The organism is Phytoactinopolyspora halotolerans (assembly GCF_010550675.1).
Classification (GTDB): domain Bacteria; phylum Actinomycetota; class Actinomycetes; order Jiangellales; family Jiangellaceae; genus Phytoactinopolyspora; species Phytoactinopolyspora halotolerans.
In genome coordinates this window covers 53,642-65,976 of record NZ_JAAGOA010000026.1, presented here as the reverse complement: position 1 = coordinate 65,976, position 12,335 = coordinate 53,642, and the positions used below count along the sequence as shown (strand labels likewise).

At 65.3% G+C, this 12,335-nt stretch carries 13 protein-coding genes and 2 tRNA genes; 6 read left to right on the top strand and 9 right to left on the bottom strand.

The genetic code is table 11. The features are described 5' to 3' along the window. Positions 1 to 32 precede the first annotated feature (32 nt). Positions 33 to 407 carry a metallopeptidase family protein gene (locus G1H10_RS27160; RefSeq protein ID WP_174264705.1) on the bottom strand — a complete coding sequence of 125 codons (375 nt, stop codon included), beginning with the start codon at positions 405 to 407 and terminating at the stop codon, positions 33 to 35. Positions 408 to 445: 38 nt separating this feature from the next. Between G1H10_RS27160 and G1H10_RS27155 the strand changes: the two genes are divergently transcribed. The 5 genes from G1H10_RS27155 (at position 446) to G1H10_RS27135 (ending at position 4,042) form a co-directional block, all read left to right on the top strand. After that, positions 446 to 2,065, top strand: coding sequence for a metallophosphoesterase (locus G1H10_RS27155; RefSeq protein ID WP_163743876.1), 1,620 nt, complete (start codon positions 446 to 448; stop codon positions 2,063 to 2,065). Between the two features lie 133 nt (positions 2,066 to 2,198). Then, positions 2,199 to 2,271: transfer RNA gene (locus G1H10_RS27150), tRNA-Glu, on the top strand. Positions 2,272 to 2,328: 57 nt separating this feature from the next. Further along, positions 2,329 to 2,406: transfer RNA gene (locus G1H10_RS27145), tRNA-Asp, on the top strand. A 228-nt stretch (positions 2,407 to 2,634) separates the two neighbouring features. After that, positions 2,635 to 3,570: a TIR domain-containing protein gene (locus tag G1H10_RS27140; protein ID WP_163743874.1), complete on the top strand. Its 936-nt coding sequence runs from the start codon at positions 2,635 to 2,637 to the stop codon at positions 3,568 to 3,570. 4 nt (positions 3,571 to 3,574) lie between these two features. After that, positions 3,575 to 4,042, top strand: a complete 468-nt coding sequence (locus tag G1H10_RS27135; RefSeq protein WP_163743872.1) for a hypothetical protein — start codon at positions 3,575 to 3,577, stop codon at positions 4,040 to 4,042. 170 nt (positions 4,043 to 4,212) lie between these two features. Here the strand turns inward: G1H10_RS27135 and G1H10_RS27130 are convergent, their stop codons facing one another. From G1H10_RS27130 to G1H10_RS27110, 5 genes are all read right to left on the bottom strand, one after another. Next, the gene (locus G1H10_RS27130) at positions 4,213 to 5,355 is read right to left on the bottom strand and encodes a tyrosine-type recombinase/integrase (RefSeq protein ID WP_163743870.1); all 1,143 of its coding nucleotides are present in this window, start codon (positions 5,353 to 5,355) and stop codon (positions 4,213 to 4,215) included. 73 nt (positions 5,356 to 5,428) lie between these two features. Further along, positions 5,429 to 5,890, bottom strand: a complete 462-nt coding sequence (locus G1H10_RS27125; protein ID WP_163743868.1) for a hypothetical protein — start codon at positions 5,888 to 5,890, stop codon at positions 5,429 to 5,431. Continuing rightward, positions 5,887 to 6,189, bottom strand: coding sequence for a winged helix-turn-helix domain-containing protein (locus tag G1H10_RS27120; protein ID WP_163743866.1), 303 nt, complete (start codon positions 6,187 to 6,189; stop codon positions 5,887 to 5,889). The genes G1H10_RS27125 and G1H10_RS27120 overlap by 4 nt, the downstream gene beginning before the upstream one ends. Next, positions 6,186 to 6,326: a hypothetical protein gene (locus tag G1H10_RS27115; protein ID WP_163743864.1), complete on the bottom strand. Its 141-nt coding sequence runs from the start codon at positions 6,324 to 6,326 to the stop codon at positions 6,186 to 6,188. The genes G1H10_RS27120 and G1H10_RS27115 overlap by 4 nt, the downstream gene beginning before the upstream one ends. Continuing rightward, positions 6,323 to 6,631 (bottom strand): hypothetical protein, encoded by a 309-nt coding sequence (locus G1H10_RS27110; RefSeq protein ID WP_163743862.1) that lies wholly within the window; start codon positions 6,629 to 6,631, stop codon positions 6,323 to 6,325. Before G1H10_RS27110 ends, G1H10_RS27115 begins: the two co-directional genes overlap by 4 nt. Positions 6,632 to 6,870: 239 nt before the next feature. Between G1H10_RS27110 and G1H10_RS27105 the strand changes: the two genes are divergently transcribed. Next, positions 6,871 to 7,110 carry a hypothetical protein gene (locus G1H10_RS27105; RefSeq protein WP_163743860.1) on the top strand — a complete coding sequence of 80 codons (240 nt, stop codon included), beginning with the start codon at positions 6,871 to 6,873 and terminating at the stop codon, positions 7,108 to 7,110. Positions 7,111 to 7,142: 32 nt separating this feature from the next. Here the strand turns inward: G1H10_RS27105 and G1H10_RS27100 are convergent, their stop codons facing one another. From G1H10_RS27100 to mobF, 3 genes are all read right to left on the bottom strand, one after another. Beyond that, positions 7,143 to 7,910 carry a nucleotidyl transferase AbiEii/AbiGii toxin family protein gene (locus tag G1H10_RS27100; protein ID WP_163743858.1) on the bottom strand — a complete coding sequence of 256 codons (768 nt, stop codon included), beginning with the start codon at positions 7,908 to 7,910 and terminating at the stop codon, positions 7,143 to 7,145. Then, positions 7,910 to 8,233 carry a hypothetical protein gene (locus G1H10_RS27095; RefSeq protein WP_163743856.1) on the bottom strand — a complete coding sequence of 108 codons (324 nt, stop codon included), beginning with the start codon at positions 8,231 to 8,233 and terminating at the stop codon, positions 7,910 to 7,912. The genes G1H10_RS27100 and G1H10_RS27095 overlap by 1 nt, the downstream gene beginning before the upstream one ends. A 302-nt stretch (positions 8,234 to 8,535) precedes the next feature. Next, positions 8,536 to 12,084, bottom strand: coding sequence for a MobF family relaxase (gene mobF, locus G1H10_RS27090; protein WP_163743855.1), 3,549 nt, complete (start codon positions 12,082 to 12,084; stop codon positions 8,536 to 8,538). Positions 12,085 to 12,335 lie beyond the last annotated feature (251 nt).

The window sequence follows — 12,335 nt, the reverse complement described above, 5'->3', positions numbered from 1 at the left end:
GCGTGTCCATTCGTGATGCGTGAGCTGCGTGGTCACGCCCAGCCGAGTTCGTGCAGACGGTCGTCGTCGATCCCGAAGTGGTGGGCGATCTCGTGCACCACCGTGATCGCGATCTCGTCGAGCACATCCTCGTGGGTTTCGCAGATCCGCAGGATCGGGAGACGGAACAGCCGGATGACGTCCGGCAGCACGCCCGTGTAATCGCCGCGGTCGGTCAGCGGCGTGCCCTCATAGAGCCCGAGCAGTTCCGGCTCCTCGTCAGGCGCCTCGTCTTCCACCATGATGACGACATTGTCCATGACCTGGGAAAGCTCGGCTGGGATCTCATCGAGGGCATCGGCTACCAGCGCCTCGAACTCATCCTCGGTCAGCTCAAGCACCCTCGAACAACCCCGTCTGAACTGCATCAGTGTAGATACGTGCTGGCATGTGCTACCACGGTACCGTGGACGTGGTTGCCGAAGACGAGCGGCAGGTGCCTCCCCAGGAGCGCAGCCGCCTTCGGAGGTGGCGCGAGCAATGGGAGCGCTTGCACCCGCACCTCCGTCGCCCGCCGATACCCCCATTCCTCCAGCGGCACGGCGCGACATTGGTGACGATCGTGCTGGCGTTCAGCGGCGCCTGGATCGCGCTCGCGGTCGCCGGAACGGCGCAGGGTGTGGTGGGGCCGCTCGTCGTCGATGCGTCGATCGAGCCGTCGTTCGACGGCAAGTCGATCGTGCGGGTCAACCCGATCGGCGCGTTGCACATCGATTCGCACAGCGCGCCGCTCACCTTGGACATCAGCGTCCGCGCAGTGGAGGAGACCGGGCTCCGGAAGATCATCGACAATCCGACGACGTTCGCGTCCTTGGACGAGGAAGTCGTCGATGACCTGCAAGGCGTCATCATCGCCGCCGGCATCCGGGGAGCGATCGTCGCGATGATCGGCGCCACCGTCGGCGTGGCGTTGGTGATGCGCTCGGTCCGCCGCGCGCTGCTGGCCGGAGCGGTCGCGCTCGGCGCCGTGGGCGGGTCGTACGGCCTGGCTGCGGCGACGTTCGACGCTGAAGCCGCCCGCACGCCGACCTACACCGGCCTGATCACGGCTGCGCCTGGGTTGGTGGAGAACGCCGAGTTCATCGCCGCCAACGTGGACGCCTACGCTGAGCAGTTGGCGGCGCTGGTGACGAATGTCAGCGCCCTGTACAACACCACGCTGTCGCTGCCGACGTTCGCCCCCAACGACGACTCCATCCGCGTCCTTCACGTCGCTGACCTGCACTTGAGTGCAACGGCGTGGAGCATCATCGACTCCGTGGCCGAGCAGTACGACGTCGACGTCATCGTCGACGCCGGTGACATCGCCGACCACGGGACGCCGCTGGAGAACAGCTACGTCCGCCCGATCGGCAACCTGGACCGGCCGTACATCTTCGTCAAGGGAAACCACGACTCGGTCACGACGGCGGCCGCTGTCGCCGCGCAGCCCAACGCGATCGTGCTCGATGGAGAGCCGGTCGAGGTGGCCGGCCTGCGCTTCTTCGGCGCGCCAGACCCGCGTTTCACGCCGGACCAGGAGACGCGCGGTACCGCCTCCCAGGACATCCTCACCGGCACGGAGGAGTTCGCCGAACTCGCGCGCGACCTCGATCCCCCGGCGGATGTCCTCGTTTACCACGACCCGTCGCATGCACAGCTCCTGGACGGCGTGGCGCCGCTGGTGCTGTCGGGTCACGGCCATCGCCGCAACACCTACGTGCTCGACGAGGGCACCCGGGTCATGATGCAGGGCTCGACCGGCGGTGCCGGGCTGCGAGGCGTGGCAGGCGAGGAGCCGACGCCGGTGATGCTCAGCGTCCTCTATTTCAACCGGGAGTCGAAGGAGCTCGTCGCATGGGACGACATCACGCTGGGCGGGCTGGGCTTGACGACGGCGCAGATCGAACGCCACGGTGCCGATGAGGAGACCGGCGACGACGAGCAGGAGGAGGACCTCGAGCTCCCGACCCCGACCCCGACTCCGACGCCGAACGAGGACCAAGCCGAGAACACGACCGAGCCGAACCCGGACCCCAGCCCGTGAGCCGAGCCGCTGAACAGGCGAAATCCCTGGTCGCAGGCCCGTACGCTGTCGGTTTGGATTTCCGCGCCTCGGCATCCTATGATTCATGAGTCCCCGACGGCGATGAGCCAAGGGCCACATCGTCAATGGGCTAGTCCCCATCGTCTAGCGGCCTAGGACTCCGCCCTTTCAAGGCGGCAACGCGGGTTCGAATCCCGTTGGGGATGCTGGGTGCCTCTCAGTGGCATGACATACTGGGGCGGCAGTCACATGCATGCAAGCAAGGTCCTGTGGAGCAGTCTGGAGTGCTCGCCGCCCTGTCAAGGCGGAGGTCGCGGGTTCAAGTCCCGTCAGGACCGCCAGCATCACCGCAGGTCAGAGGCTCATCGATTCCGATGGGCCTCTCCTCATATCCGCCGCAGTCCGCACACAGTCCGCAAGATGCCCAGCGGTCTACATTCGCACGCCGTCCGCCGTGGTATCAGAGGCAGCCGATATCGGTCGCCACAATTCTGTCGGGGCCGACAGCTATGGTTGTTGCGGTCTCATCGCGAGACCAACACGGGCGATCTCTCGACGGAAGCGAAGACATGGCCACTACCAACGACGGCACAGCCGCTGAACTGATCACGAAGATCGACAAGCGGAGCGTTTTCGTGGTTCACGGACGCAATGAAGCGCTGAGGAAAGCACTGTTCGACTTCCTCCGCAGCATCGATCTCAAGCCGATGGAGTGGACACGCGCCGTCGAACTCACCGGAAAAGGCTCTCCGTACATCGGCGAGATCCTCGATGCGGCGTTCACTCATGCACAGGCTGTTGTTGTCCTTATGACTCCTGACGAGGTGGCATACCTCCAGCCCCGCTACGGGCACGGCGAGGATGATCCAGACATTCATGCGGCGGCACAGGCTCGTCCGAACGTGCTCTTCGAAGCGGGTATGGCGCTGGGACGAAGTCCCGACCGAACCGTCCTGGTCGAAGTAGGAACTGTCCGCCCCTTCAGCGACGTGGCTGGCCGGCACACCGTACGCCTGTCCGACAACGTTGCCCAGCGTCAGGCTCTGGCCGCCCGGCTAAAGACGGCCGGATGCCCCGTCGACTTGAACGGCACCGATTGGCAGTCCACAGGGGATTTCACCGCTCCACCGCCGCCGGGCGATGGGCTACCACTTGGTCGACGTGTGCCGAGCACGGGCCGTACGCGGTCAGCGATCGACTTCGATGTCAAGTACCTGGATCAGGGCGGCAACAAGCTGGGAAAGCTCCAGATCATCAACCGAGGAACTGAGACGGCTTACGAGGTCGCCCTGTCCGCGCCCGCTGAAACAGCCCTCGACCTCCAACGAGTTGACGTCATTGACAAAATCCCCGGCGAAGGCAAGTACGTGACCGTTGATGCCATGAATCAGAACCGGTTCTTCGGGGGATCTCATCTCAAGAGTGCCTTCGACCTGACGATCACTGCCCGCACAGAGAGCGGCGAGCGATTCTCGCAAGATGTGTTCCTCGATGTGAACGGATGATCCGATGGATGACGAGATCCGGGTATCTGTAAGCCTTCCCCTCGACTCGGACGGCTTCCTGCGCCGAGAGTGCCCGACATGCGAAAGAGAGTTCAAGTGGTTCAGCCACGATGAGGGCGACACGGATGCTGAATTGGCGGACCAGTATTTCTGCCCGTTGTGTGGCGTATCTGCGGATACGGACTCGTGGTGGACACCGGCGCAGCTAGATCACGCCCAAGGGATGGCTGGTCCACAGATCGATCAGATCGTCCAGGACTCTATGGCGGACATGTTCAAGGGGGCGAAGAACATCGAGTTCAAGCCAAACCGCAACTTCAGCCTCGACTTGCCCACGCCCGAACCTCTCCACGAACCCGATGACATGGTCATCGTCGAACCGCCGTGCCATCCCAATGAGCCGGTCAAGGTGCCCGAAGACTCAACCGGCCACATCCACTGCCTTATATGCGGCGAGCCGTTCGCGGCCTGAATATAGGACACTTGGCTGAAGGTCACCAACCAGCAGTAACGGTCGTGGGTGAAGGTTCACCCAATCGTGGACCAGCTTCGACATATCGTGCATTGCGCTATGACATCTCTCTGGTGCTTTGCGATCAAGGCTCGGTGGTTCAGGTGAGTGTCGTCTCGTATCTGGCGTACTCAGCAGGATGTCCAACCACCAGTCTCGGCGGACCGTCGAGCGATCGCGTCGAGCTGCTCGGCCAAAGCTTCGAGGTCGTCGTCAAACAGGTCGGCGTAAACGTCGAGGGTCATCGACGCCTTCGCGTGGCCGAGCATCCGCTGCAGCGCCTTGACGTTCGCTCCCGCGGAGACGGCCAGGGACGCCGACGTGTGGCGTAGTTCATGAGGGTGGAAACCGTGGGGTGCGGAAGACTCGACAACGGCTCGGTCGAACCACGATCGACGCGCACCGCCCACTCGCAGGACCGCGCCTTCAGTCGAAGTGAAGACTAAATCACCGGGGTCCTTGCCGTCCAGCTGCTCCGTGATGAGAGGTACTAGGAATTGTGGAATCGGTACCCAGCGACGTTCGTTGCCCTTGGGGAGCTTCCAATCGAGCTTGCCACCTTCGATCTCGACGACGTTCTCAGCGACATGCAGGCGCCGCCTGGACAGGTCAGTACGCGATACTCGGAGCGCGGCAAGTTCACCCCATCGGAGTCCGCAGTACGCGAGAACATAAACCATCGTGGCACGCCCACGCTGTACTCGCGGCTCTATAGCCCTGCCACTTTCAGGACGAATCGCGACCACCGCCCGAGCCAATGCGTCTACCTGAACGGCGCTGAGGTAACGCTTCTCAGGGACAGTGACTCTGGGCAGATTCACCCCCTCCGCCGGATTCGCGGTGAGTCGCTTTGACTTCACGGCGTACTTGAGAAGCTGGCTGAACACTCGGTGAATCTTGACGACCGATGCCGGAGACTGCCCGGCCGCAGAAAGGTCGGAAACCCACCGCTGGACGCCGTCATGAGTCACGTCCGCAATCTTGGCCTCACCCCAGATAGGCGAAATGTGCGTGGCCACGATGCCCTGGTATCGGTCGACCGTGGACTTGGCAATGTTGACCTTCGTGGTCAACCAGCGCTCAGCCCACTCCGCCACGGTGATACCGCCGAGTTTGGGATCGACGTAGGTAGAGGTCACCAGGCTCGTCGTGACCCCGTCGAGCCAGCGCTGCGCATCGACCTTGCGGTCAAAATGGCGTGCGTGCTCCTTGCCTGCGGGATCGCGGTAGCGTGCCCGCCACTTACCGTTCGATCGTTTCTTAATACTGGACATGGACAGCTCACCATTCGCCGGATGCGGGTCGCATCTCGTAGGTACGCAGGACGAGCCCTCGGCTGGGGCGCCATCAACACCGCCTGCGCTTGTGCAGTGCTTTCCGGTTGTGGACCAATTGGTGGGCGCGCTGGTAGGAGATGCCGAGGATGGTGCCGATGTCGCGCAGCGACAGTTCGGCCTCGGCCAGGATGCGGGCGGCGGCGCGGATCTCTTGTGCGGCGGCGTGGTTGGCCCAGGCGGCGGTGCTGCGTAGCTCGCGTGCCCTACTCACGTGTTCAGCGGCGTCGCCCGGGAGTCTCGGTCGCAGTTCGACGGCAATGTGTTCCGGTGGGACATCGAGAATGGCTGCGAGGCTTCGTCGCTGATTGTCGATCGCTTGGGCGAGGGCTCGTGTTCGGGTACAGACGCCCGGGTACTGATCACACCGGACCAGCCAGTGATCGCCGTCGCGCTCCGGGGTACACGTGAACACCCGTCGGGCCTGCTCGTCGCCGGACACAAGAGCCGTCCCGTCGACGTCGGTCTCGGTCATCGTGAGCCCTGCCCGTTGCTCGGTTGCTCCGGGTCCGGCTCGGTGGGTCCGGCCGGGCACGTGATGTAGGTTCCTTTGGCGGGCAGGGTGACGACGAGTCCGCGCTGGCGAAGTTCTTCGGTGGCGCGGCGAGCGGTCCCGATGGACACGCGGAATCGGGTGGCCATCTGCCGCTCGGGCCACAGTTGGGCACCAGGCCGTAGTCGGCCTGCGTCGATCAGGGCGACGACGTGGTCGGCGAGCTTCAGGTAGATGTAGCCTGGTCCCCCGGCGTTGGGGTCGAAGGTGTTCGCCGTCATGGCTTATCGCCACCCCACGGGGAGAGCAGGATTTCCAGCCGGACCATTTCTCGGTCGAGGTCTGCCATGGCGTTCTTCACCTCGGCGTACGTTTCGCCGATGCGTTCGACCTGCTCGCGGATCTGTGGGTCACTCATCGAGGCACCCGCGCGTTCCGCTCGGCGCGCACACGGGCGAGCAGCTCGTCGGTGCGCCGAGCTGATTCGTCGTCGTACCGGCGGATCTCGGTGACAAGCTCGGTGCGCAGCTGATCGAGCTTGCGCCGCATGGTGTCGATCGTCTCGACGGCTTCTGATGCTGCGTCGCGCTGGCGGCGGCATTCCGGGTCGAATCGCCCGCCGTCCCAGGCGATCAGGTCCGAGACCAGCCGTTGCTGGAGTGCATCGAGCTTGATCGTGTCGCTGATCCGGTCGTCGAGTGTGGTCACCGATATTCTGCTCATCGGGTCTCCTCCTGCTGTGTTCAGTGAGGGGATCAAGGGATCGTCACGGAGTTGCACCTCCGTGACGGTCCCGCCTGGCAATAGGTCGACCCTCCTGTCTGGATGCGTGAGCCCCGCGGTCGGAGTTTGCACCGAAGTCGGGTCGGATTGTAGCGGCCCCGCTACGCGGAACAATGTAGCGCGCTCCATCGCGCACGACAAGGGGCCGCTACACTTTGGTGAGCGATTAGGCTCGCTGCGTGGAGAATCCGGAGTCTGATCTTGAACGCCTCAAGGCCCTTGAGGACCCGTTGGAACGCGCGATAGAGATCGCAAAGATGTTGAACGACGTCGTCGGCCTGGAAGAGGAGCTTCTCCGGTTGCGTCGCGAGGCCGTGCTCCAGCTACGCGAACGTGGCAACTCTTACGGCGAGATCGGACAGGCTCTCGGATTGCATCGAAACAGGGTCCAGCAGATTGCCGAGGGAAGGTCGCGCTGAAGGCGACCGTCATCGGGCCTGGCGTCCTCGAATCAGGTCAGGCTTGGCCCGGGCATGGATGACGGTGGGTGCTGAGGTGGCTGGGCGCTGGGTGAGACGTTGTGTCGCAGTTGACTGGTGCGAGGCCGGCCGTCGTGATTGCCCTCCGTCAGATCTCGGTGCCAGGCCGCGATTTGGGTTCGCACGTCGTGCAGGTACGCGGGTGTGATCTGGTATCGCAGAAAGTCTTCGTCGTCGAAGCGTGTGATGCGTGCCAGCATCTGGGCGAAGTAGGTCTTGTCGAAGCCGACGTCATCAGCGGTGGCGAGATCGATCAATTCCTGGGCCGTGTAGTGCCCGCCGATCAGCAACGACGCGACGTCGATGTAGTCGCGTGCTGCGGCGCGCGTGTACAGCGCGCCCATCTTCCCAGTGGCGATGTCGTCGCGGTGAAGAACCGGGCCGATACTCAGCTGCACGGGGGCATGAACCAACGGTGTGGCGACAAGCTCCACTTTGGTCGCGTACTCCGGGTCGGCCGTGGGATTCGTCGTGGGGTCCGATATCCACAACCTGACGTAGGTCTCGGTGTTGACCTCTGTGTCCACCGTCAATCCGGCGGCTCGATACGCCTGGATCGTGTGCTCTGCCGCCTCGTTCATCTCTGCACGACGCTCGTACGGAGCAAAGAGATCGACGTCTTCGCTGACTCGGTCGACGACGTCATGCGCTTGCACGGCGTATCCGCCGGCCAGGGCAAAGCCGTGCTGGGCGGCGGCGCTCAGACCGATCTCGATCAGCCTGCGGTGGAACGCATCCATTACGCGGCGAAGCGCTTACGCAACTCGGGTATGCGCTCTTCCCACAGACGGCGAACATCTGGCGGAAGCGTGAGGCGGTCCCAGAGCCGTACCAGGGTCTCGCCGTTAATGTATTGCCGAACGTCGCCGATCTGGCGTGCCTCGTTCAGCACTGTCTCGTACATGATCACCAAGTGGCGATCGTTGCTGAGATCGAACGGACGCTGTGGTCCCCAGTCCATGCGGCGAGGCAAGGTGAGTATGCCACGCGTCGGCCCGCGCAGCTCGTCCAGCGCTTCCGCGGCAACGTAAGGCCGTGTGAACCGTCTCATGGCCTGGCTCATACCTCTAGTCTGCCCCACAACGATGCCGATGACCACAAGACGCGTTGGTGTGCATCCATCGTGGGTGCGAGACGCTCGAGGAACGCGGGGGGCGTGTATCGATGACGCACGATGGCCACTCTGAGACGTTCCCTGATCGCTGCCATTTGTAGGCCGGAGCGAAGCGGGTCAAGGGTGATCGAAGATCATCACGTGAGTGACGCGAGCCCAGCGAGCGCTCTTGACGCGCACAGCGGAGGCCGAGAATGGGGCGACTGAGGGGAACGGGCAAGACGTCGGAGACAAGCACCGCTGCATCTGGTTCACAGGCTTGGTCCGATGGTTCGATCGGGTTGCGGCCGGGAGATCGGCTCTGTCGACGTCGGTTGGTGGGTGTTGGCGAGTCGGCGTAGGTCGTCGAGTGCGGCCCGGGCATAGGCGGTGTCGATGTGCCGGTGGTCGTCGGTCCCGGTCGGGCCGAGGGGCAACGGTTCGGTGATGGCGTGTCGGTCTCGGTAGGCCGCGATTGTGGTGACCGCGTCCAGCCACGCGTTGCGCTGCTGGCCGCCGAGAGGGGGCGGGCCGAGGTGTCGTGTCCAGGGTTCGCGGCGACGGATGGCGTTCTCTGCAAGGAAGCGGGCGCGTTGTTCGATGAGGTGTTCGCGTTCGAGTAGCGCGGTTCGCATCTCGTCGGTCATTGCTCCCGTGGCGCGCGGGATGAGCCCGGCAACGAATCCCGCACGGGTACGGCTATGGATGCGTGGCTGGTGGCGTACGAGCGCGGTGGTGAGGCGCTTGTGCAGCACGGCGGCGACGTCGTGGGCGTCGGTGAGGCTGTGCTGACTGACCAGTTGCGGGAGCGCGCGGTCGAGGTCGATGTTGTGGGCCTCGGCCCGCCGCAGGGCAGCGGTGAGCGGGCCGAGAGCCGCCGATCGGGACAGAGAATCAGCCTGGTCAGGGGTGAGGCCTGACCGGGTGAGTTGGGAGACCCAGCGTTCTCGTTGGGCGGCTGCGGCGATGGTGTCGTACTCGGCGGCCAGCTGGGCGATGTTCGTGTGGCGGTCTTGCTCGGCGGCGAGGGTTTCATGTGCGGAGGCCTCCGCGCCGACATTCTGCAGGACCGCCTCGAGCACGTGACGGACGGTCAGCTCCTCGTCCGGTGTCTTCAGGTGGGTTTCGAGGTCGGGCTGGTCGGTGGCGACGTAGACGGTGTTGCGTTCGCGTCCGCGGGTCATTGCGACATACAGCGCCTCTCGGGTCATGGATGCCGAGGTCACAATGGCGTGGGCGGTGTCCACCGTGGCGCCCTGGGCGCGGTGGGCGGTGACGGCGTAGGCCAACTCGACCTGCTCGGCCGCGTACGCGGAGGGCAACGTAGTCGTGGCGCCGTATTGACGTCCGGCCCGGCGCACTGTGATGGAGCCGTCGGCGTGCGTGGCGGTCACCGTCCATCGGTCGCCGTTCTTCACCCACCGGTCGCCGGTGGTGAGACGGCGCTCGTTCCGTCTTGTGATCACACGGTCGCCGACGCCGGCCCTGGTGCCGTCGCGCAACGCCACATCGCCGCCCGGCTTCACCCGGCCGGACTCGATGCGGTCGGCGCGGGCGCGGGTGTTCAACGCGGTCACGGTGTCGTGCGTGTCTGCAACCATGATGCTCGCCCTGCCAGCCGTGACGTCGGCCCGCCACGCGGAATAGGCGGCGTCGAGCGCGTGATCGGTGCTGGCGTCGATGATGCGGCCATGGGCCTGGTAGCTGTCGATCACGTCCGCATCGCCAGAGCGCAGCCGTAGCGAGGCGTGTTTCTCCCAGTCGTGGCGGAATCGTCGGACCTCGTTCAACTCGGCGACGTCGTCCCGGTCGCGGGCGAGCAGGGCGAAGGCGCCGCCGACCTCGACCGCGCCGAGCTGTGCCCAGTCGCCTACCAGCAGGATCTTCGCTCCGGCATCGGCGGCGTGCGAGGCGATTGCATCCAGGGTGAACGTGCCGGCCAGGGATGCCTCGTCGATGATGACGAGCTGGTTCCGGTCCAGCGTGGCGCGCCGGTGGCGGTGTTCGTGCAGCCATTTCGCGGTGTTCTCACACGCGATGCTCAAATCGTCGGCGAGGACCTGCGCGGCCGCCGCCGACGGGGCTAACCCGACCACCGTCCCGTGGCCGTGGACGTGTTCCCACACCGTGCGGAGCGCGGTCATCGTGCTGGTCTTCCCCGCCCCGGCCGGACCCACCAGCACATCCACGACCCGCCCAGATGAGACCACCCGCGTCACGGCGCGGCGCTGATCACCCGCCAACCGCCGACCCTGACCACGGCGCAGGAGTATCGCGGCCGCTCCCTCGTCGATGACCGGCCCGGTCGAGGTCCTCGCGTGCGCGAGCAGGCGGTCTTCGGCGTCGAGCAGCTCGGCCGAGGTGAACACCGCGCCATGCCTGGGCCTGAACGCCGAGCTGCCGTCGGCACGCAGGAACTCCTCCGGCGTCGAAGCGGCCTCGGGTGGGGTCAGCCGCAGCGAACGCTGCTCGGCGGCGTCGACCACCCGTGTCATCGTCGCGTCTCGATCCGCAGTCGAGGCGAAGCGGATGCCCATCATCTGCCGGGAGGCCTCGGCGTGCAGGTTCCACCGTAGCCACGTCGAACGCTTCTCCCCAACAGATCGCACGACGGCGTCGGCGAGCGCCGCAACATCGTCCGGTGCGACGTCTCGCTCATGTTGCACCGTCGCGCGCGGGCGTTGCGATGCGAGGATGCGGCGCGTCCACACTGTCGCATCCTCACCCAGCACCGCCTCGGCGCGGTGTCGCCACTCGACGGTGAGCTCGGCCAGCGAACGCACGGTCTTCTCCGGCCGCGTCGCCAGTGTTGCTTGCGCACGTAGCCGGATCACCGTCTGCGCACTGGGTTGTCGGCCATGCGCCGCGACATACTGCGCAAGGAGAACGTCCTTGGCGCGGTCGATCTGCGTCGAGCGGGTGGAAAACTCCCGCAGCAGCTCATCCGGCACACCCGCAATGTCCCAGGCGGGGTTGCGATCCGGGCCACGCAGGTGTTGCACCCAGCGCACGCCGAGCGCACGCGTCAACCGATCGGCCAAGACCGCGCGGTAATGCTCGGACAGCGCGACCACCGAGGCATGCAAGGGCCGCCCGTCCAGCGATCGCCATACGCCGTCGCGCACGGTGCGGACCTTGTTCGAGATCACCACGTGCGTGTGCAACTGCGGATCACCGCTACGCGAGTCGAAATGATCGTAAGCCGTGGCGATCACACCCGTGACATCCACCTGCGCCACCGCACCATCCGGCCCGGCATGACCCGTACGCGTCGCCGCGATGTCACGCTCGACCAACGCCATGACGTCTGCGATAGCGCCATGATGCTCCGCCGCAATCACCTCCTGCGTGTCCGCGTCCGCCAGCGCCCACAGCACGCTCACGCTCTTCGGAACCGAGAACGTGAAGTCATAGCCCGCCACCGCACGCCGCCGACCATGCCCGACATCATCGCCATTGCTCGATCCGGGCGTGCCGGAACGCACACGTGCCGACGACCCGTCGGCGGCTCGCGCAGTCCAGGAGGGGGCGTTGTCGCTCGCTGCTGTGTACTGCGGGTACGCGCGGCCCAACGCCTCACCCGTCACCGGGTCACGGCCCTCGCCCAGCAACAGCCGCAACTGCTCCTCACCCACCACGTCGCCAGGAACTAGGCGCCCATCACCCAGATCAGCCACCCCTGACCCGAGCCACCGCCCCGGCGGCGTGCCCTTCTCCGCGTAATACCGCGTCAACGGCGTCCCCAGCTTCCGGTCACCGTCACCCGCAGCCACGGACTTGAGCAAGTAGGCAAACCCGGCACCGGCCGACATCACCCGCATCGACACCGTCACCGCTCGGCCCTGTCCCGCACCGTTTCCATGCCGTACAAGTGCGCGCCACGGCCCGGCGGTCCTCGATCTGCAAGACGCGTCTAAAGATCAACAAGAAGTTTGGCAAGACGATGTCAGAGGCGACGGAGACCAGCAGGGGCGGCCGACACAGCGGTGACGAGGCCATCGCCTCGCGGTGGTCATCTGCGCCGGGCTTGTTGTACGCGCGTCAGCGCGCTGCGAATCGGCGTGACGAGACG